Source organism: Kitasatospora sp. NBC_00070, assembly GCF_045041205.1.
Lineage (GTDB): Bacteria > Actinomycetota > Actinomycetes > Streptomycetales > Streptomycetaceae > Kitasatospora.
The window spans coordinates 3,857,059-3,876,466 of record NZ_CP108247.1; the positions used below are offsets into that span (position 1 = coordinate 3,857,059).

The window sequence follows — 19,408 nt, forward strand, 5'->3', positions numbered from 1 at the left end:
CTGATCCTCCAACGCCAGCTGTCCCCCTTCGTGGCAACAGCCGTGCGGACAACGGTGCAGCGCTGCCCCGGGGGATCCCCTCCTCCCCCCGGGGCAGCGCGGTCTGGGTGGTGGGCGGTCAGTCGGTGAGGGGGAGGTAGACCCGGTTGCCGGCGGCGGCGAACTCTTCGGACTTGGCCTGCATGCCGGCCAGGGCGTCGGCGTCGAAGGCGGTGCTGACGGCGGTGGAGCCGTCGCCGTGTTCGTCGCGGATCTTCTGACTGATCTTCATCGAGCAGAACTTCGGGCCGCACATGGAGCAGAAGTGCGCGGTCTTGGCGGGCTCGGCGGGGAGCGTCTCGTCGTGGAAGGCGCGGGCCGTCTCCGGGTCGAGGGCCAGGTTGAACTGGTCCTCCCAGCGGAACTCGAACCGGGCGTCGGAGAGCGCGTCGTCCCAGTCCGAGGCGCCGGGGTGGCCCTTGGCCAGGTCGGCGGCGTGGGCGGCGATCTTGTAGGTGATCACGCCGGTCTTGACGTCGTCCCGGTTGGGCAGGCCCAGGTGCTCCTTGGGGGTGACGTAGCAGAGCATCGCGGTGCCCCACCAGGCGATCATCGCGGCGCCGATGCCCGAGGTGATGTGGTCGTAGCCGGGCGCGACGTCGGTGGTGAGCGGGCCGAGGGTGTAGAACGGCGCCTCGTCGCAGATCTCCTTCTGGAGATCCATGTTCTCCTTGATCTTGTTCATCGCGACGTGGCCGGGGCCCTCGATCATCACCTGGACATCGCGCGCCCGGGCGATCCGGCCGAGCTCGCCGAGCGTCCTCAGCTCGGCGAACTGCGCCTCGTCGTTGGCGTCCGCGGTCGAGCCGGGGCGCAGGCCGTCACCGAGCGAGAAGGTGACGTCGTAGGCCGCGAGGATGTCGCAGAGTTCCTCGAAGTTGGTGTAGAGGAAGTTCTCCTGATGGTGCGCCAGGCACCAGGCCGCCATGATCGAGCCGCCGCGCGAGACGATGCCGGTCTTCCGGCGCGCGGTCATCGGGACGTACCGCAGCAGCACGCCGGCGTGCACGGTCATGTAGTCGACGCCCTGCTCGCACTGCTCGATGATCGTGTCGCGGTAGACCTCCCAGCTCAGCTCCTCGGCCTTGCCGTCCACCTTCTCCAGCGCCTGGTAGAGCGGCACGGTGCCGATCGGCACCGGGGAGTTGCGCAGGATCCACTCGCGGGTGGTGTGGATGTTGCGGCCGGTGGAGAGGTCCATCACGGTGTCGGCGCCCCAGCGGGTCGCCCAGGTCATCTTCTCCACCTCCTCCTCGATCGAGGAGGTGACGGCGGAGTTGCCGATGTTGGCGTTGATCTTCACCAGGAAGTTGGTGCCGATGACGGCCGGCTCGACCTCGGGGTGGTTCACGTTCAGCGGGATGACGGCCCGGCCGATCGCCACCTCGTTGCGGACGAACTCGGCGTCCAGGCCCTCCCGGAGGGCGATGAACTCCATCTCCGGCGTGACGATCCCGCGCTTCGCGTAGGCGAGCTGGGTCACCGGCACTCCGTCACGTCCGCGCAGCGGGCGGCGCGGACGGCCGGGGAAGACCGCGTCCAGGTTGCGCAGGTTCCCGCCGCGCGGCGAGGTGTGCTTGATCCCGTCGTCCTCGGGCCGGGCCTCCCGGCCGTCGTACTCCTCGACGTCCCCGCGCTGGCGGATCCACGGGTCGCGCAGCGCGGGCAGCCCGCGCCGGACGTCGGGCTGGTAGGTCGGGTCGGTGTACGGGCCCGAAGTGTCGTACAGCGGAACGGACTTGCCGTTGGTCAGCTGCACCTCGCGGTACGGCACCCGGAGGTCGGGCCGGGATCCCTCGCGGTACGCCTTGCGCCAGGCGGGGGTCGGGTAACCGGTGGTCGCGCTGGTCACGCCGCTCGGGGCAGACTTCTGCTGTGCGTCGAACGTGGTCATGAGACCTCTATCTCCCTACGCCGGCATTACCCGGTCAGGTTCCTGCGGTCGGCGCAGCGGCCGGCACGTGACGTGCCGTTCAGCGCCCTCTCAGCCCGGTGCTCCGAGCTCCCGTGTCCACAGGCGGAATTGCCTGCAACAAACGTTCAACACCGTAGCGGTCCGCCCCGGGCTGGTCCAGGGCGGCTCCCCCGCGACGCCCGGAACGCGGACGGGCCCGGCACCCCCGCGAGGGGTACCGTGCCCGGTGTCCGTGCGCCGCGGGTCAGCTCTTGGCTGCCTTCTTCACCAGGATCACCACACCGGCCGCGACGGCCACCAGGACCAGGGCCTTGATCAGGAAGGCGATCAGCGAGGTGACCGCGCCGATCACGAACCAGACCAGGTTCCAGGCGAGGATCAGCACCACGATCGGGACGACGATGTTGCGCACCCACGAGGGCAGCGACTTCCAGAGCTCAGCCATGTCCGTTCCTTCTCTCCCCTCGGGCCGGTGACGGCTGTTCCGTCGCGTCCCGCTTGCTTCGATACTTCGACGGTACAGGGCACCGGTCCGGCTTCCGAGGGGTTCCAGCCCGGAGAGAACCCGGAGATCACCCCGAGACCGCGGGGAGGGTCGACCCGGGGTCGGGGGTGCCCGGACGGTCCGTCCGGCGGCTGGTCAGACCGGCCAGACCTCGCGCCGCCAGGCGGCGTCCCAGAACATCCACTCGTAGCGCGAGGTGGTGGTGAAGTGCTCGATCACCCGGCGGCGTTCGGCCGGGGCGAGCTGCTCGCCGAGCCGGTCGGTCAGTGCCAGCACCCGGCGCACCACGGCCTGGAAGGTCTCGTCCCCGTAGGTGGCGATCCACTTGGCGTACAGCGGGTCGGGCGAGGACCGGGTGAGCAACTGCTCGCCGACCCGGGCGTAGATCCAGTAGCACGGCAGCACCGCGCCGACGGCCTCGGCGAACGAGCCGCCGTAGACGGTGGCCAGCAGGTAGCTGGTGTAGGCCCGGGTGGTGGGCAGCACCGGTTCGGCGGCGGCCTGTTCGGCGGTCTCGCCGAAGGCGCCGAGGAACTCGGCGTGCATCCCCTGCTCGGCGGCCAGCGCGCCGACCGCGTCGTCGGCGAAGGCCCGGACGTCCTGCTCGTCGGGCGCCTTCGCCGCGCAGACGGCGAGCGCGCGGGCGTAGTCGCGCAGGTAGTGCGAGTCCTGCACCACGAAGTGCCGGAAGGCGTCCGCCGGCAGGGTGCCGTCGGTCAGTCCGCCGATGAAGGGGTGCGCCAGGATCTCGGCGTAGATCGGCTCGATGGCCGACCACAGCTCGTCGGTGAAGGTCACGGGATTCTCCTCGGTTGGTCGGCCCAGCCGAACCCTAACCGGCGGTGGGGATCAGTCCTCCGGCGGGGAGAACACCACCAACACCCGGAGCTCCTCGGTGATGTGGTGGAACCGGTGCGGCACGCCCGCCGGTACGTAGACCACGCTGCCCCGGCCGACCGTGGTGGTCTCGGCGCCGACGGTCAGTTCGGCCCGGCCGCTGACCACCTGGTAGAGCTCGTCCTGCGGGTGGCTGGACTGCGGGTCGGTGTCACCGGGGGACAGCGCGTACAGCCCGGCGGACATGTTCCGTTCCTTCAGGAAGCGCAGGTACGCGCCCTCCTCGGCGGCCCGTTCGGCGTCGAGTTGGTCCAGGCGGAAGACCTTCATCGGGGCGCACCCTCCATGTCGTGGTGGCCACATTGAACAACATGCGGCCGGAGAGCTTCCCCTGGGCCCCGGCCGCCTGCCAGGCTCTGGCCCATGAAGAGCATCGTCCTCAAGACCCTGATCAACGCGGCCGCCATCTGGGTGGCCGCCTGGATCGTGGACGGCATCACGCTGTCCGGCGACGACTGGCAGAGCAAGACCATCACGGTGATCGCGGTCGCCCTGATCTTCGGCGTGGTGAACTTCCTGATCAAGCCGTTGGTGAAGCTGTTCTCGCTGCCCCTGTTCATCCTCACCCTGGGCCTGATCACCTTCGTGATCAACGCCCTGATGCTCTGGCTGACCTCCTGGGCCTCGGACAAGCTCGACCTGGACTTCCACGTCGAGGGCTTCTGGGCGGCGTTGCTCGGCGCGCTGATCATCAGCGTGGTGTCCTGGGGCCTCAACCTGGCCTTCGGTGACGACGACTGACACCGACCCGGCCCGGGGTTCCGGCCGGACCGCAGGGACGGGCCCATCGCCTCGAGCGGTGGGCCCGTCTCCGTGTCCGGGACGGCTGACCGACGGTCAGCCGAGGTTCTCGCAGCCCCGGCTGAGGATGTCGGCGAGCTGGTCGTCCAGCTCCCGCCCGGTGAGTTCCTGGCCCATCGGGACCAGCCGGTCGGTGCGGGCCAGGAAGGCGATCAGCGGCGGGGCCGAGGCGCGCAGCAGCGCGTCGCCGTCCGGCGAGTGCAGCACGATGCAGACCTCGGACAGCTCCTCGCCGACCGGGTGGATGTGCACGTCCCCCTCACCGGTCGGGCGGCTGATGCCGTCCAGCAGCAGTTCCCGGGCGAACACCCAGGTGACCGGCTCGTCGCCGGGGAGGTGGAAGGTGCACCGGACGGCGAACGGGTCCACCGGGTCGTAGTCGAGGTCGACCACGATGCGGAAGGAGAGCTCTTGCGAGACCACGAGGTTCATCACCACGTGGCCCTGGACTGTGCTGTGCATGCGCCAGTACCTCTCGTTCTGCCCGGCCCTCCGACGTGCCGAGGGTGCGCCGCTGTGACCGGACATGCGATTCGATGTAGTGGAACGGCGCCCCGGAGGGGGCGGCCGCCGGCCCTGGTGGCCGAGGGGGTGCAAGCTACGGCTCAGGAGTTGCCCCGTGTCCCCGTTCACAACCATCGTCCAGGTTTGGGGACGAAGTGGACAAGATGCGCTTTTTCAAATGGTGAGCGGACACGGACGGCGAATCAGTGGACGAACGACGGGGACATGGCTCCGACCAGTGAACGCAGCCGCTCGGCCTTGGCCGGCAGCTGGTCGGCCCGGTCTATCGGGAGCGAGAGCGCCATGGTCGCGACGGCGGAGCCGACCGTGATCGGCACCGCGGCACAGACCGTGCCGAGCGCGTACTGCTGACGCTCCAGCACCGGCCGGGTCGGCTCGGCGGCGGCCAGCCGGCGGAGCAGCACCGCGCGGTCGGTGACGGTGGTGGGGGTGAGTTCGACCGGGGGGTGGCGGTCGAGGTGGTCCCGGCGGGCCTCCTCGCCGAGCTGGGAGAGCAGGCACTGGCCGACCGCGTGGGCGTGCGCGGTGCTGCGGAAGTCGGCCCACTCGTCGACGGCCGGCCGGTTGGACCCGGCCGCGACGTCGACCACCCGGATCTCGCCGTCCTGGTAGACCGCGAAGTAGACCGCGGCCTCCAACTCCTCGCCCAGCCGCACCATCCGGCTGCGCAGGTCGGCCCGCTCGGACTGCCGGTGGTCGGCCCGGCCGATCCCGTCCACCGAGGCGCCGTAGAAGAACCTGCCCTCGGCCCGGCGCAGGTAGCCCTCGTGGGTGAGGGTGCGGAGCAGGTGGTACGTGGTGCCGAGCGGCAGCCCGGCGGCCCGGGCGAGCTGCTTGGCGGTGGCTCCCTGCAGGTGACCGCCGACCGCCTCCAGCAGACGCAGGGCCCGCTGCACCGAGGCGATCAGGGTCGGCTCCCGGGTCGGCACGGCCCGGGACGGCGACCTGACGCCCCGTATGTTCCGGGTCGTCTGCGCGATCTGATTGACTGCCATACCCAGCCCCCTGCCCGAGTCAGTGCAGATGTGGGCATCCGGACGGGAAAGCTCCGATCTGCCCGATTGGCGCTCATTGCAGCACAGGGCGGGCATGCCTGCAATCATTCCCGCCAGCAATGCCGCCGAAAAACCTTTGAATCGAAGGCCACCGGCGAGCCCGCAGGGCCCCGGGGTGATCTCCGCCTGGCATATGCCTTGGTATCGAAGATCCACTACGCCGGACTGGCTCCGGACGCCCTGACACGCTCGGGCACGCCGAATCAGCCGTTCGGCGGAACCGAAGCCGCCGGCTCGCGCGTCTGTACGAGTTTCGGCCGTCCCGGAGAGCGGGAGAATCCCGCACAACGCTCCTGCTCCGGAGGTGGTCATGGCCGGCCCCGTCCGTCCTGTCGTCAAGCGCACCGCGCGGGCGATCCTGCTGGACCTGGATCCGGACGACCCGCACGCGCCGGCCGCCCTGCTGCTGATCAAACGGACCAGGCCGGGGGCGAAGCCGTACTGGATCACCCCGGGCGGCGGGGTCGAGCCCACCGACCGGACGGTGGTCGAGGCGCTGCACCGGGAGGTGGACGAGGAGCTCGGCGGCAAGGTCGAGGACGTGGTCCCCGCCTTCGTCGACACCGTCGCGCACTCGCACCACGAGGACGGCACCCCGGCCCACCCGCACGGGGTCAAGATCCAGCACTTCTTCGTCTGCCGGCTCAGCTCGATGGACCCGGCCCGGCGGCACGGCCCCGAAGTGGACGACCCGCAGGGCGAGTACGAGATCGTCCGCCTCCCGTTCACCCGGGAGGGCGTCACCTCGGTCAACGTGGTCCCCCCGAGCCTGCGGGCCTACCTGGCGGCGAACATCGAGGGCGTCCGGGCGATGCTCGCCGCCGATCTGGCCTGAGCCTCCGTCAGAGCGCCTCCAGGTCGTGGTGGACGCGGTCGACCGCCACACCCGCCCTGGTCAGGGCCTGCTTGGCCCGGCGGACCATCGCGGGCGGGCCGCTCAGGAAGGCGTCCCGGCCGGCCCAACTGCCGTACCGGGAGACCGCGTCCGGGAGCTCGCCGGCCAGCAGGCCGACCGCCTGCTGCTCGGACAGCACCGGGTGGACGGTGAGCCAGGAGTGCCGGTCGGACAGTCCGCGCAGCGCCTCCAGCTCGTACAGCTCCTCCTGGCGGCGGGCCCCGTAGAAGACGTCCACCGCACGGCCGGCCGCGCCGTGCCCGGCCACCTCCTCGACCAGCGCGGCGATCGGGGCGATCCCGGTGCCACCGCCGACGCAGACCAGGTCCGCGCCCCGGTCGTGGTCCACCCGCATGGTGCCGGCCGCCGGGCCGAGCCGGAGCACGTCGCCCGGGGCGGCCCGGTTCACCAGCGCGTTGCTGACCCAGCCCGCCTGCACCGCCTTGACGTGCAGGGTGAGCAGCCCGTCCGGCCGGGGCGCGGTGGCGAACGAGAAGTGCCGCCAGACCCGGGGCCACCAGGGCGTCTCCAGCGTGGTGTACTGCCCGGCCCGGTACGGGTACGCCTGGTCGGGACGGAGCGTGATCACCGCGATCTCCGGGGTTCGGAGCCGGTGCTCCACCACCTCGGCCTGCCACCACGGCGGGGAGGACTTGGCCGCCGCCTCGGCGGCGTCCGTCATCACCTTGGCGATCAGCCCGTAGGCCCGCCGCCAGGCCAGCTCGGTCCCGGCGTCCCACCGGCTGCCGCAGTACTTCTCCAGCGCGGCCACCAGGCACTCCCCGACCGGGGCGTAATGACCCGTCAGGGTGCCGTACTTGCGGTGCCCCTGGCCCAGCCGGGTCAGGTACTCGGTCAGCCCGGCCGGGTCGTCGGCGCTGCGGGCGGCCATCAGCAGCGCACGGAACAGCCGGTCGCGCTGGACGTCCATGGCGGCCGGGAAGAGCGCCCTGACCTCGGGGTGGTGCAGGAAGATCAGCGCGTAGAAGTGGGCGGTGGCCCGGTCGGCGAGCGGCTCCACCACGGCCAGGGTGTCCCGGATCAGCTCGATGTCCCGGGCGGTGGGCGGCTGTTCGGCGGCGGCCCGGAGGTCGGCGGGCCTGCGGTCGGCCGCCGGGGCGGGGGCTTCGGCCGCACCCAGGGTGTCCAGCGCCCAGGCCCGGCTCCAGTGGTCGCCGGGGCCCGCCCAGTTGAGGCCGGGGGCCCCGGTGACCAACGGCTCGATCGCCGGAGCCGGCGCCGGAGCCGGCGCCTGGGCCGGGGCGGGAGCCGGGATGGCCGGGGGGCGGGACGGCCGCGCCGGGATCACCAGTGCGGCGCCCTCGGCCGTGGGGCCGGGTGCCTCCGGCTGCGGGTCGGCCACCGGGGCGGCCACCGGTGTCACCAGGCCGAGGGCCAGCGGCTTCGGCTCAGGGGCCGGCTCCGGCTCCGGGGGTGCCACCCGCACGGGTGGCTCGGGGTCCACCGGCGGAAGGCCGGGTACGGCGGCCACCGCGACCGAGCCGCGCCCCGCCCGGACCCTCAACGAGGCTGTCTTCACCGCGATTTGACGAGTGCCCAAGAGAATCGTTTCGCTTCCGGTCGTACCAGTTGCTGAGGTCCAGCAGCCTGGCACGGCCGTACAGCTCATCGGACAAATCCGTGGAAGCCCGGACACCCGGGCTCCCACGGCGCTACGCTTCCGCGCTCACAACTGACGGAGCAGCACTCCGGGCTGCTCCACGCAGTCCGCGACGAACCGCAGGAAGCCGCCCGCCGTACCGCCGTCGCAGACCCGGTGGTCGAAGGTGAACGACAGCTGGGTGACCTGGCGGACCGCCAACTGACCCTCGAACACCCAGGGCTTGGGCGTGATCCGGCCGACGCCGAGCATCGCCGCCTCGGGGTGGTTGAGGATCGGCGTGGAGCCGTCCACCCCGAACACGCCGTAGTTGTTCAGCGTGAAGGTGCCACCGGTCAGCTCGGCCGGGGTGAGCCGGCCGGACCGGGCGGATTCGGTCAACCTGGCCAGCTCGGAACCGAGTTGCTCGGTGCCGAGCAGCTGGGCGTCCCGGACCACCGGGACCACCAGGCCGCGATCGCTCTGGGCCGCGAAGCCGAGGTGCACGGCGGAGTGCCGGACGATCGCCGAACCGTCCGCCGAGACACTGGAGTTCAGCTCCGGGAAGCGGGCCAGCGCGGCGGTGGAGATCCGGGCCAGCAGGGCCAGCACGCTGACCTTGGGACCGGCCGAGCGGTTCAGCTGGGCGCGCAGCTCCATCAGGGCGGTGGCATCCGCGTCCACCCAGCAGGTGGCGGCCGGGATCTCCCGGTGACTGCGGGTCAGCTTCTCCGCGACCGCGCGGCGCAGCCCGCGCAGCGGGACCAGGTTCTCGTCCACCGGGGCTGCCGCCGGGGCGAGTGCCTGCTCGACGTCCCGGCGCATGATCAGTCCGTCCGGACCGCTGCCGGTGACCCCGGCCAGGTCCAGGCCGTGCTCCCGGGCCAGCCGGCGCACCAGTGGCGAGATCACCGGCAGCACCACCGGTGCTTCGACCACCGGCACCTCGACCACGGCCACCGGGGCCGGGACCACCACCGGGGCCGGGGCCTTCGCACCGAGCCGGGCCCGGCGGGCGCCGGGCTGCCGCTCGGCCACGCCGTAGCCGACCAGCGGCCGTTCCACCGGCTCGACCGCCGGGCCGTCGGCGCCGGGCGACACCGCGACCGTCACCAGCGGGGCCCCGACCGGGACCTCCTCGCCCTCGGCGCCGTACCGCGCGGTGACCACGCCGCCGTACGGGCAGGGCACCTCGACCACCGCCTTGGCGGTCTCCACCTCCACCACCGGCTGGTCCACGGCGATCACCTCGCCCACCTCGACCAGCCAGCGCACCACCTCGGCCCCGGTGAGACCCTCACCGAGATCGGGCAGCGTGAACTCGCGTACCACCGGCATCATCGTCACTCCTCCCACTGCAGCCGGGCCACGGCGTCGAGAATCCGGTCCACCCCGGGCAGGTGGTGGTGCTCCAGCATCGGAGCGGGGTACGGGATGTCGAAGCCGGTCACCCGGAGCACCGGGGCGGCCAGGTGGTGGAAGCACTTCTCGGTCAGCCGGGCGGCGATCTCCGCGCCCGCACCGCCGAAACCGGTCGACTCGTGCACCACGACCGCGCGGCCGAGCGAGCGGACCAGCTCGACGGCGGTCGCCTCGTCGAACGGCACCAGCGAGCGCAGGTCCAGCACCGCCAGGTCCCAGCCCTCGGCCTGCGCCGCCTCGGCCGCCTCCAGGCAGACCGGCAGCGACGGACCGTAGGTGATCAGCACCGCCGACCGGCCCTGACGACGCAGCACCGCGCGGCCGATCGGCTCCACCGGCGCAGTCGCGTCCAGCACGTCCTTGCCCCAGTAGAGCCGCTTCGGCTCCAGGAAGACCACCGGGTCGTCGGAGGCGATCGAGGCCCGCAGCAGCCCGTACGCGTCGGCCACGGTGGCCGGGGTGACCACGTGCAGTCCGGGGGTGTGGGTGTAGTACGCCTCGGAGGAGTCGCTGTGGTGCTCGACCCCACCGATGCCACCGCCGTACGGGATCCGGATGGTGATCGGCAGCGGCAGCTTCCCGGCCGTCCGGTTGCGCATCTTGGCGACGTGCGAGACGAGTTGCTCCATCGCCGGGTAGGCGAAGGCGTCGAACTGCATCTCCACCACCGGGCGCAGCCCGTACATCGCCATGCCGACGGCGGTACCGAGGATGCCGGCCTCGGCCAGCGGGGTGTCCAGGCAGCGCTGCGGGCCGAACTCGGCGGTCAGGCCGTCGGTGATCCGGAAGACCCCGCCGAGCGCACCGACGTCCTCGCCCAGCACGTGCACCGACTCGTCGGCGCGCATCGCGTCCCGGAGGGCGGAGTTGAGCGCCTGCGCCATGCTGCGGGTCTCGACCGTGGTGCTCATCGGGCCTGCTCCTCCGCATCCAGCTCGGCGGTCAACTGGGCGGCCTGCTCGATCAGTTGCTGGGTGGGCTCGGCGTAGACGTGCGCGAAGAGCGACATCGGGTCCAGTTCGGGGTCGGTGTGGAACTCGGCGCGCATCCGGGCGGCCAGTGCCTCGGCCTCCTCGGTGGCCGAGGCGGCCAGCCGGTCGTCCAGCTGTCCGGCGGCCCTGAGGTGACGCTCCATCAGCAGGATCGGGTCGTGCTCGCGCCAGGCGGCGATCTCCTCGTCCTGCCGGTAGCGGGTCGCGTCGTCGGCGTTGGTGTGCGCCTCGATCCGGTAGGTCAGCGCCTCGACCAGGGTCGGACCGCCGCCGGACCTGGCCCGCTCGACCGCCTCGGTGAGCACCGCGTGCACGGCCACCGCGTCGTTCCCGTCCACCAGCCGGCCCGGCATGCCGTACCCGACCGCCTTGTGGGCGAGCGTCGGAGCGGCGGACTGCCGGGTGAGCGGGACGGAGATCGCGTAGCCGTTGTTCTGGACCAGGAAGACCACCGGGGCGTTCAGCACCGCGGCGAAGTTCAGCGCCTCGTGGAAGTCGCCCTCGCTGGTGCCGCCGTCGCCGAGCAGGGCGAGCGCGACGGTGTCCTCGCCGCGCAGCCGGGCGGCGTACGCCAGGCCGACCGCGTGCGGGGCCTGGGTGGCCAGCGGGGTGCAGAGCGGGGCGGTGCGGGTCGCCTTCGGGTCGTACCCGGTGTGCGCGTTGCCGCGCAGCAGGGTCAGCGCCTCCAGCGGGTCGACGCCCCGGGACACCACGGCCAGGGTGTCCCGGTAGCTCGGGAACAGCCAGTCGTCCTGACGGAGCGCCAGCGCGGCCGCCACCTGGCAGGCCTCCTGACCGGTGGACGCCGGGTAGACCGCGAGCCGGCCCTGCTTGGTCAGCGTGGTGGCCTGCTGGTTGTAGCGGCGTCCGACCACCAGCCGGCGGTAGAGCTCGGCGAGCAGCTCCGGATCCGCCTTCTCGGCGGCCGGGGTGCCGAGCACCCGGTACGGGGACTCGTCGGGGAGCAGCGGGGCGGGATCGGTCCGCGGGCCGGTGGCGTCGGGACGCCAGCCGGGCACGGGGGCGGCCAGGTGTCGATGATCGAGAACGGTCATCTCGGGCACCTCCAGAGGGTGGGGGAGGGTGCGACAGGGGCAGGTGATGCCGGTGGTGCACGAGGGGTGACATGGCTGGTCGCCGGAGCAGCTCCTCCCTACCGATTGTTCGGTTGTCTGTTCAATCTGGCCACAGCTGCGCCGGAGTGGTGGACAATCGGCCCGAGCGGCGGTCTATTGAAGACAGCATGTCCATTTCGGGAGGGTCGGGGGCCGTGTCCACTGAACAGACGTCCAGCCTGGATCGGGTCGACCGGTCGATCCTCCGGCTGCTCCAGCAGGACGGCCGGGCCTCGATCCGCTCGGTCGCCGAGCGCGTGCACGTCTCCCGGGCCAACGCCTACGCCCGGATCGCCCGGATGGTCGAGGACGGGATCATCCGGGGCTTCACCGCTCGGATAGACCACGAACGGGCCGGGCAGGGAGCCTCGGCGTACATCACCCTCAAGATCGTGCAGAACTCCTGGCGGACGGTCCGCGAGCAGCTGCTCGCCCTCCCGGGGGTGGCGCACATCGCGCTGGTCGGCGGGGAGTTCGACGTGCTGCTGCTGGTGCACACGGCCGACAACCACGCGTTGCGGGAGCTGGTGCTCGGCCAGATCCAGGGCATCCCTCAGGTCCTGGCGACCCAGACCCTGCTGGTCTTCGAAGAGACGGACCAGGTCCCTCCGGTCTAGGCAGGCGCTCGAGCATCCACGGTCAGGGGCTCGGGGAACTGCGAGGAGATCCGGCGCCGGGGTCACATGCGAAAGTGCCTGACCACCCACGCACAGATCACCTTGCACGAGGTCGGCGTCGCAGTTCCCCGAGCCCCTGATGGCTGATGCTCGGAGCGATCAGTAGCCCGTCGAACCGTCCAGGCGCTCGCGCAAAATGTCCGCGTGCCCGTTGTGCCGGGCGTACTCCGCGAGCATGTGGATCAGGATACGCCGGAGCGAGACCGGGTTCCCGGTGGCGCGGTGGGTGCCCGTGGCGTCCAGGTCGGCGGTGGCGGCCACGATCCGGCGGGAGTGGTCGCACTCGGTGCGCCAGACGGCGAGAGCTTCGGCCACGCTGCCGTCCAGCCGCTCGAAGTCCTGGTCCGGGTCCTCGTCGGAGTAGTACAGCATCGGGAGTTCCTCCCCCGCGAACTGCAGCCGGAACCACCAGCGCTCCACCCCGGCCAGGTGCCGGAGCAGGCCGTGCAGGCTGAGCGCGGAGGGCGGCACGGGGTGCGAGGAGAGCTCGGCGTCGGACAGCCCGGCACACTTGAGGGCCAGGGTCTCCCGGTGCCAGTCCAGGTAAGCGGTGAGCAGCTCGCGTTCGGTGCCGGTGAGCGGCAGCGGCTCGCGGTAGTCCTCGGCCATCGGCGGGGCGAAATGCGCAGGGATCTCGGTCATAACGGGAGTCTGTCAGCCGGCACTGTCAGGCCCGCAGACCGTCGAAGGCCAGGTGCACCACAGCCTCGGCGACACCGTCGGCGTGCTTGCCACCGGGCCGGTACCACTCCACGATCGAGTTGATCATGCCGAACAGCAGCCGGGTGGCCAGTCGCGGTTCGACGTCCGCCCGCAGCTCCCCCGCCTCGACGGCGGCCCGGAGCAGCTCGGCCACCTGGTGGTCGAAGTCCCGGCGGCGCTCCAGTGCCCACTGCTCGGTGGCGGTGTTGCCACGGACCCGGAGCAGCAGCGTGACGTAGGGCAGTTCGGTCAGCAGCACCTCGGCGGTGCGGCGGACCACGTGCTCCAGCCGGTCCACCGAGCGGCCGGTCAGCGCCTCGGGCTCGGCCAGGATGCCGAACAGCGCGTCCAGCGCCCGGCCGACGGCCAGCCGGAGCAGCTCCTCCTTGCCCCGGACATGGTGGTAGATCGAGGACTTGGAGATCCCGGCCGCCCGCGAGAGGTCCTCCATCGAGGTGCCGTCGTATCCGCGCTCGTTGAAGACCCCGACGGTGACGGCGAGCAGCGAGTCGACGGTGTAGGCGGTACGGGTGGAGTTCTCGGCCATGTGAACGAGTATGGCCGCCGCTTCCGGTCCGGGCGCCACCGGTCCCGGAAACTGCCCCATTGACCCGACCGATCGTTCGGTTACGCTGAGGGGTGACCAGTCCGCCCCAAAAGGAGCGCGTCATGACCGCAGCGGCCACCCACCCCGTCGTCGCCGAGCTGATCGAGCGTCACCAGCCCACTCTCACCCGCGCGGTGGAGGCCACCACGGCACGGGACTACTGGTCGCCGTACCCGGAGTTCCCGAAGGCGTACGGCGAGACCGGCCAGGCCGACGGCCAGGCCGCCTTCGACGCGGTGCTCGGCACCGTGTTCGCGCTGGCCGGGCAGCCCACCGACGGTGAGCTGGTCAGCGGCGAGTCCTCGCCGTACGGCATCGAACTCGGCGTCAGCTACCCGCACGCCGACGTGGACGCGCTGATCGGCGCACTCGAACTCGCCCGCCCCGGCTGGGCGGCGGCCGGCCCGACCGTCCGCGCGGCGGTCTGCCTGGAGATCCTGGCCCGGATCAACGCCCGCTCGCACGAGTTCGCGCACGCGGTGATGCACACCACCGGGCAGGCGTACGGGATGGCCTTCCAGGCCGGTGGCCCGCACGCGCAGGACCGCGGTCTGGAGGCGGTGGCGTACGCCTGGATCGAGCAGACCCGGCTGCCCGAGCAGGCGTCCTGGACCAAGCCCCAGGGCAAGCGGGACCCGCTCACCATGACCAAGGACTTCGTCCCGGTGCCGCGCGGCCTGGCCCTGCTGATCGGCTGCAACACCTTCCCGACCTGGAACGGCTACCCCGGCCTGTTCGCCTCGCTGGCCACCGGCAACCCGGTGCTGGTCAAGCCGCACCCCCGGGCCACCCTGCCGCTGGCGCTCACCGTGCAGGTCGCGCGCGAGGTGCTGACCGAGGCGGGCTTCGACCCCAACCTGGTCTGCCTGGCCGCCGAGCACGAGGGCTCCACCATCGCGCAGACACTGGCCGTGCGGCCCGAGGTGAAGCTGATCGACTACACCGGCTCGACCCAGTTCGGCGACTGGCTGGAGACCAACGCCAAGCAGGCGCAGGTCTACACCGAGAAGGCCGGGGTCAACTCGGTCGTCATCGACTCCACCGACAACTACCGGGGCATGCTGGCCAACCTGGCCTTCTCGCTCTCGCTCTACAGCGGCCAGATGTGCACCACCCCGCAGAACCTGCTGATCCCCCGCACCGGTGTCCGCACCGACGAGGGCGGCAAGTCGTACGACGAGGTGGTGGCCGACCTGGCCGCCGCGATCGAGGGCCTGCTCGCGGACGACGCCCGGGCCTCGGCCATCCTCGGGGCCGTGGTCAACCCCGGGGTGCTCGGCCGCACCGTCCGGGCCGCGGGTGGCGAGTACGGCGAACTCGCGCTGGCCCCGCGGGTGGTGACCTCGCCGGAGTTCCCGGCGGCGACGGTGCGGACGCCCGCGCTGGTCAAGGTGGACGCGGACAAGCCGGACGACCGGGCGGCGTTCCTGGGTGAGTGCTTCGGTCCGGTCTCGTTCGTGGTGGCGGTCGAATCCGCCGCCGCCGCAGTGGAGTTGCTGGGGCGGACGGTCCGCGAGCAGGGGGCGATGACCGCGGCCGGGTACACCGTGGACGAGGTGGTGGAGGCCGCGCTGGTGGCCACCTGCCTGGACGCCGGGGTCTCGCTCTCGCTCAACCTCACCGGCGGGGTGTACGCCAACCAGACGGCGGCCTTCTCCGACCTGCACGGCACCGGGGCGAACCCGGCGGCCAACGCGGCCTACTGCGACGCGGCGTTCGTGGCGAGCCGCTTCCGCACGATCGAGGTCCGCCGGCACAACTGAGCCCTTGGCAGACGGCCTGGCTGCACTGTCCAAGGGCTCGATGGCTGCACATTTTGCAGGCGCTCGGGCAGCTACGGTCAGGGGCTCGGGGAACTGCGAGGAGATCTGGCGTTCGGGTCACTGCGAAAGTGCCTGACCACCCACGCGACGATCACCTTGCCAGGGTCGGCGTCGCCCACGCGGCGGAGCCGCACATCAGCAGAGCCCCGAGCCCCTGACTTCCGAACCGTGTGCCGAAGCCCCTGGGTCCGTAGCGGGCTGAGCACCTGCCGAGAGCTAGCGGCGCCGGGGGTTGAAGACCCAGACCCGGAGGAGCAGGAAGCGGATCAGGGTGGCCAGGCCGTTGGCGGCCACCAGGGTGGTGAGTTCGGCGGCGTGGGAGCTGTCGGCGGGGAGCAGGGCGATGGCTCCGCTGCTCAGGGCCAGGCCGATCAGGAAGGCGATGCCGCCCTCGATCTGGTGCTTGAGGGCGTCCCGGGCGCCGGTCACGCCGAAGGTGAAGCGGCGGTTGGCGGCGGTGTTGGCCACGGCGGTGACGGCCAGGGCGAAGGCGTTCGCCCAGAAGGCGGGCACCAGGTGACGGGTGGTCAGGAAGAGCACCACGAAGGCCAGCGTGCTCAGGGTGCCGACCACGGCGAAGCCGGCGAGCTGCCGGCCGAGGCCGGGTGGGAGCTGGGCCTGCTGCACCCGGGTCGGCAGGTGGTCGACCCGGCCGCCACCGGTGAGGGTGCGGCGGGCCACCCGGGTCATGCCCTTGAGGTCGTCCAGGACGGTGCGGACGATGTCGACCCGGCTGTCCGGGTCGTCCACCCAGTCCACCGGGACTTCGTGGATCCGCAGGCCGGTCCGTTCGGCCAGCAGCAGCAGTTCGGTGTCGAAGAACCAGGCGTTGTCCTCGACCGAGCCGAGGAGTCGCTGCACCACCTCGGTCCTGGCCGCCTTGAACCCGCACTGGGCGTCGGAGAACTTGGCCGCCATGGTGGCCCGCAGCAGCACGTTGTACCCGCGCGAGATGAACTCCCGCTTCGGGCCCCGGACCACCGCCGAACCCCGGTGCAGGCGGCTGCCGATGGCCAGGTCGCTGTGGCCGGAGAGCAGCGGGGCGACCAGCGGCAGGAACGCCTCCAGGCCGGTGGAGAGGTCGACGTCCATGTACGCCACCACGTCGGCGTCGCTGTCGCCCCAGACCTGGCGCAGCGCCCGGCCCCGGCCCTTGAGCTCCAGGTGGACCACCTCGACCTGGGGGATCTCGGCGGCCAGCGCGGTGGCCACCGCCCAGGTGCCGTCGACACTCGCGTTGTCCGCGACGGTGATCCGGTACGGATAGGGGAAGGTCTCCGCCAGGTAGGCGTGCAGCCGGCGGACGCACCGCTCGACCGTGTGCTCCTCGTTGTGGACCGGGACGACCACCTCGACGAGTTTCGTCCTGGTCGGACGTTCGTCGGCAGGGGGCGGGCCGACCACGGTCGTGCCCCGGGGTGCGAGCTCTGTCATGCCAGTGAGATTCACAGCGTCTGATGGGGCAGCGATGATGGAAGGCTGAGAGGGAGCTTAGAAGGCTCAGGTGCTGAGCCGAACGCTGGTCCGATCAACGGGAGATGGCATGTCCGACAATCAGCTGGCCTCCGATGTGGTGATCGTCGGCGCGGGCCCGACCGGGCTCCTGCTGGCCGGTGACCTGGCCGTCGCGGGGCTGCGGGTGACCGTGCTGGAGAAGCGCGGTGCCGAGTCCAACCTGACCCGGGCCTTCGCCGTGCACGCCCGCACGCTCGAACAGCTGGACGCCCGGGGGCTGGCCGACGACCTGATCGCCACCGGGACGCCGCTGGCCGAGCTGCGGCTGTTCGGGAACCTCAAGGTGGAGCTGGGCAAGCTGCCCAGCCGGTTCCCGTTCGTGCTGATCACCCCCCAGTACCACGTCGAACGACTGCTCCAGGAGCGGGCTGTGAAGGCCGGTGCGGTGCTGGTCCGGGGCGCGGAGGTGACCGGGCTGCGGCAGGACGCCCGGGGCGTCGAGCTGGAGACCAGGAGCGGCGAGACCTACCGGGCCGGCTACGCGGTCGGCACCGACGGCGTCCGCAGCGCGGTGCGCGACCTGCTGGGGCTGCCGTACCCCGGGGAGTCGGTGGTGAGTTCGGTGCTGCTGGCCGACGTCCGGCTGGAGCACCCGCCCACCGACACCCTGGCGGTCGCCGCCGGGGAGAACGGCTTCGCCTTCCTGGTGCCGTTCGGCGACGGCTGGTACCGGGTGATCGCCTGGGACCGGACCCGCCAACTCCCGGACGGTGCACCGGTGGAGCTCGCCGAGATCAGCCGGATCGCCCGGGACGCCTTCGGGGTCGACCACGGCCTGCACGACGCCCGCTGGGTGTCCCGGTTCCACAGCGACGAGCGCCAGGTGCCCAACTACCGTTCCGGTCGGGTCTTCCTGGCCGGGGACGCCGCGCACTGCCACTCCCCGGCGGGCGGGCAGGGCATGAACACCGGGCTGCAGGACGCCGCCAACCTGAGCTGGAAGCTGGTCGGCGCGGTCCGGGGCTGGGCCCCCGACGCCCTGTTGGACACCTACCAGACGGAGCGTCACCCGGTCGGCCGGGCGGCCGTCCGCAGCTCCGGCGCCCTGGTCCGGCTGGCGCTGGCCAACTCGGTGCCGACCCGGCTGCTGCGCTCCACCCTGGTCTCGGCGGCCGGCCTGCTGGGCCCGCTGAGCGAGCTGGGCGCCCGGCAGGTCTCCGGGGTGGCCGTCCAGTACCCCGCCCCGAAGGAGGCCCACCACCTGGTCGGCCGCCGGATCCCCGACCTGCGGCTCGCCGTGGACGAGCCCGGTGCACCGACCCGGCTGTACGAGGCGCTCCGGGCCGGAAAGGCGGTGCTGGTCTCCAACGACGACCAGCAGCCGCTGCTGGAGCCGTGGCAGGACCGGGTGGTGGCCGCCGCCCCGGCCTCCCCGCACGGCAAGCTCCGCGACACCGTGCTGCTGGTCCGCCCCGACGGCCACGCGGCCTGGGCCGGGGTCGACCCGAGCCGGGCCGAGATCCGCCGTGCCCTCGGTCAGCTGCTCGGGCCCGAGGTCTGAGGGAGCCTCAGCGCCAGCCCGTCCAGGACCACTTCGAGCCCGTAGGCGAACTTCGTCTCGCGGATCTCGACCGGGTCGGGAGCCGTGGCCGGGTCGTACGTGGCGCCCAGGTGCTCGTGGCCGGCCGCGGCCTCCTGGGCGGCCGGCATCAGCCGGGCGATGAAGGCGGCCTCGGTCTCACCCGAGCGGGCGACCGTGGTGAGCCAGGCCGCCTCGGTGGTGCTCATGCCGATGACGTAGCAGAGCACGGTGTCGATCGCCCGGGGCGGCTCGGGGAAGCCGATCGCGGTGAACAGCGCGGCCAGCCGCTCGGAGAAGGCCATCAGGTTGGGGCCGAGGTAGGCGAGCCCGGCCTCCCCGAGGACCGAGGGCAGCCAGGGGTGGCGCAGCGCCGTCGCGCGGAACGAGCCGGCCGCCGCGGTGACGTCGGCCCGCCAGTCCGTCCCGCCCGCGGGCGGGACGGTGATCTCGGCGACCACCTCGTCCACCGCCAGCTCCATCAGCTCGTCCTTGGTGGCGACGTGCCGGTAGAGCGAGGTCGCGCCCGCGTTCAGCCGGGCGCCCAGCTTGCGCATGCTCAGGGCGTCGATGCCGTCCGCGTCCAGCATCGCGATCGCCTCCCGGACGATCGCCGCCTGGCTGAGCCCGGGCTGTTCGGCCGGGCGCCGCCGGGTCCACACGGACGGGGTGGGGTTCGTCTTGGCTGCCATCTCACTCCTCGGTGCGTACAGCGTTCGCATCCAGCGTACACATCAAGGGGATTGCGCACACTGTACGCAGCTGCGTACAGTGTTCTCACCGAGGGAACAGTGTGCGCAGCCG

General features: G+C 72.0%; 19 protein-coding genes and 1 riboswitch. Of the genes, 5 read left to right on the plus strand and 14 right to left on the minus strand.

The window, feature by feature from the left end; genetic code table 11:
* Nucleotides 1-118: 118 nt before the first annotated feature.
* The 4 genes from thiC to OHV05_RS17895 all read right to left on the minus strand — a co-directional run bounded on the left by thiC (nt 119) and on the right by OHV05_RS17895 (nt 3,626).
* Nucleotides 119-1,933 (minus strand): phosphomethylpyrimidine synthase ThiC, encoded by a 1,815-nt coding sequence (gene thiC / locus OHV05_RS17880; protein WP_405018581.1) that lies wholly within the window; start codon nt 1,931-1,933, stop codon nt 119-121.
* Nucleotides 1,929-2,058: riboswitch (TPP riboswitch) on the minus strand. (Overlaps the previous gene by 5 nt.)
* Before the next feature lie 140 nt (nt 2,059-2,198).
* Nucleotides 2,199-2,399, minus strand: a complete 201-nt coding sequence (locus OHV05_RS17885) for a DUF5326 family protein (protein ID WP_405018582.1) — start codon at nt 2,397-2,399, stop codon at nt 2,199-2,201.
* Nucleotides 2,400-2,594: 195 nt separating this feature from the next.
* Nucleotides 2,595-3,257 (minus strand): thiaminase II, encoded by a 663-nt coding sequence (gene tenA, locus OHV05_RS17890; RefSeq protein ID WP_403040032.1) that lies wholly within the window; start codon nt 3,255-3,257, stop codon nt 2,595-2,597.
* A 51-nt stretch (nt 3,258-3,308) separates the two neighbouring features.
* Nucleotides 3,309-3,626, minus strand: a complete 318-nt coding sequence (locus OHV05_RS17895; protein WP_403040035.1) for a cupin domain-containing protein — start codon at nt 3,624-3,626, stop codon at nt 3,309-3,311.
* A 93-nt stretch (nt 3,627-3,719) separates the two neighbouring features.
* Between OHV05_RS17895 and OHV05_RS17900 the strand changes: the two genes are divergently transcribed.
* Nucleotides 3,720-4,097, plus strand: coding sequence for a phage holin family protein (locus OHV05_RS17900; protein ID WP_184916644.1), 378 nt, complete (start codon nt 3,720-3,722; stop codon nt 4,095-4,097).
* Between the two features lie 96 nt (nt 4,098-4,193).
* Here the strand turns inward: OHV05_RS17900 and OHV05_RS17905 are convergent, their stop codons facing one another.
* Nucleotides 4,194-4,619 (minus strand): SsgA family sporulation/cell division regulator, encoded by a 426-nt coding sequence (locus tag OHV05_RS17905; protein WP_405018583.1) that lies wholly within the window; start codon nt 4,617-4,619, stop codon nt 4,194-4,196.
* 245 nt (nt 4,620-4,864) lie between these two features.
* On the minus strand, nt 4,865-5,677 hold the full coding sequence (locus OHV05_RS17910; protein ID WP_405018584.1) for an IclR family transcriptional regulator: 813 nt from the start codon (nt 5,675-5,677) through the stop codon (nt 4,865-4,867).
* Between the two features lie 370 nt (nt 5,678-6,047).
* Here OHV05_RS17910 and OHV05_RS17915 point away from each other — a divergent pair, with 370 nt between their 5' ends.
* Nucleotides 6,048-6,572, plus strand: a complete 525-nt coding sequence (locus OHV05_RS17915) for an NUDIX domain-containing protein (RefSeq protein WP_405018585.1) — start codon at nt 6,048-6,050, stop codon at nt 6,570-6,572.
* Between the two features lie 7 nt (nt 6,573-6,579).
* On the opposite strand, the gene OHV05_RS17920 is transcribed toward OHV05_RS17915, so the two are convergent.
* From OHV05_RS17920 to pdhA, 4 genes are all read right to left on the minus strand, one after another.
* The gene (locus tag OHV05_RS17920; protein ID WP_405018586.1) at nt 6,580-8,193 is read right to left on the minus strand and encodes a globin domain-containing protein; all 1,614 of its coding nucleotides are present in this window, start codon (nt 8,191-8,193) and stop codon (nt 6,580-6,582) included.
* 126 nt (nt 8,194-8,319) lie between these two features.
* Nucleotides 8,320-9,570, minus strand: coding sequence for a dihydrolipoamide acetyltransferase family protein (locus OHV05_RS17925; protein ID WP_405021486.1), 1,251 nt, complete (start codon nt 9,568-9,570; stop codon nt 8,320-8,322).
* A gap of 5 nt (nt 9,571-9,575) precedes the next feature.
* The gene (locus OHV05_RS17930) at nt 9,576-10,565 is read right to left on the minus strand and encodes an alpha-ketoacid dehydrogenase subunit beta (protein ID WP_405018587.1); all 990 of its coding nucleotides are present in this window, start codon (nt 10,563-10,565) and stop codon (nt 9,576-9,578) included.
* Nucleotides 10,562-11,701 carry a pyruvate dehydrogenase (acetyl-transferring) E1 component subunit alpha gene (pdhA, locus tag OHV05_RS17935; protein ID WP_405018588.1) on the minus strand — a complete coding sequence of 380 codons (1,140 nt, stop codon included), beginning with the start codon at nt 11,699-11,701 and terminating at the stop codon, nt 10,562-10,564. The genes OHV05_RS17930 and pdhA overlap by 4 nt, the downstream gene beginning before the upstream one ends.
* A 188-nt stretch (nt 11,702-11,889) precedes the next feature.
* Here pdhA and OHV05_RS17940 point away from each other — a divergent pair, with 188 nt between their 5' ends.
* The gene (locus OHV05_RS17940) at nt 11,890-12,378 is read left to right on the plus strand and encodes an Lrp/AsnC family transcriptional regulator (RefSeq protein WP_405018589.1); all 489 of its coding nucleotides are present in this window, start codon (nt 11,890-11,892) and stop codon (nt 12,376-12,378) included.
* 159 nt (nt 12,379-12,537) lie between these two features.
* Here the strand turns inward: OHV05_RS17940 and OHV05_RS17945 are convergent, their stop codons facing one another.
* Nucleotides 12,538-13,080, minus strand: coding sequence for a DinB family protein (locus OHV05_RS17945; protein ID WP_405018590.1), 543 nt, complete (start codon nt 13,078-13,080; stop codon nt 12,538-12,540).
* 25 nt (nt 13,081-13,105) lie between these two features.
* Complete coding sequence (locus OHV05_RS17950) at nt 13,106-13,687, minus strand: TetR/AcrR family transcriptional regulator (protein WP_405018591.1); 582 nt, start codon at nt 13,685-13,687, stop codon at nt 13,106-13,108.
* Between the two features lie 122 nt (nt 13,688-13,809).
* Here OHV05_RS17950 and paaN point away from each other — a divergent pair, with 122 nt between their 5' ends.
* Nucleotides 13,810-15,510: a phenylacetic acid degradation protein PaaN gene (paaN, locus tag OHV05_RS17955; protein ID WP_405018592.1), complete on the plus strand. Its 1,701-nt coding sequence runs from the start codon at nt 13,810-13,812 to the stop codon at nt 15,508-15,510.
* Between the two features lie 276 nt (nt 15,511-15,786).
* Here the strand turns inward: paaN and OHV05_RS17960 are convergent, their stop codons facing one another.
* Entirely contained in the window at nt 15,787-17,004 is a 1,218-nt protein-coding gene (locus OHV05_RS17960) for a glycosyltransferase (RefSeq protein ID WP_405018593.1), read from the minus strand.
* Nucleotides 17,005-17,113: 109 nt separating this feature from the next.
* On the opposite strand from OHV05_RS17960, the gene OHV05_RS17965 reads away from it, so the two are divergent.
* Complete coding sequence (locus tag OHV05_RS17965; protein WP_405018594.1) at nt 17,114-18,586, plus strand: FAD-dependent monooxygenase; 1,473 nt, start codon at nt 17,114-17,116, stop codon at nt 18,584-18,586.
* Here the strand turns inward: OHV05_RS17965 and OHV05_RS17970 are convergent.
* Nucleotides 18,562-19,296: a TetR/AcrR family transcriptional regulator C-terminal domain-containing protein gene (locus OHV05_RS17970; RefSeq protein WP_405018595.1), complete on the minus strand. Its 735-nt coding sequence runs from the start codon at nt 19,294-19,296 to the stop codon at nt 18,562-18,564. The genes OHV05_RS17965 and OHV05_RS17970 overlap by 25 nt on opposite strands.
* Between the last annotated feature and the right edge of the window lie 112 nt (nt 19,297-19,408).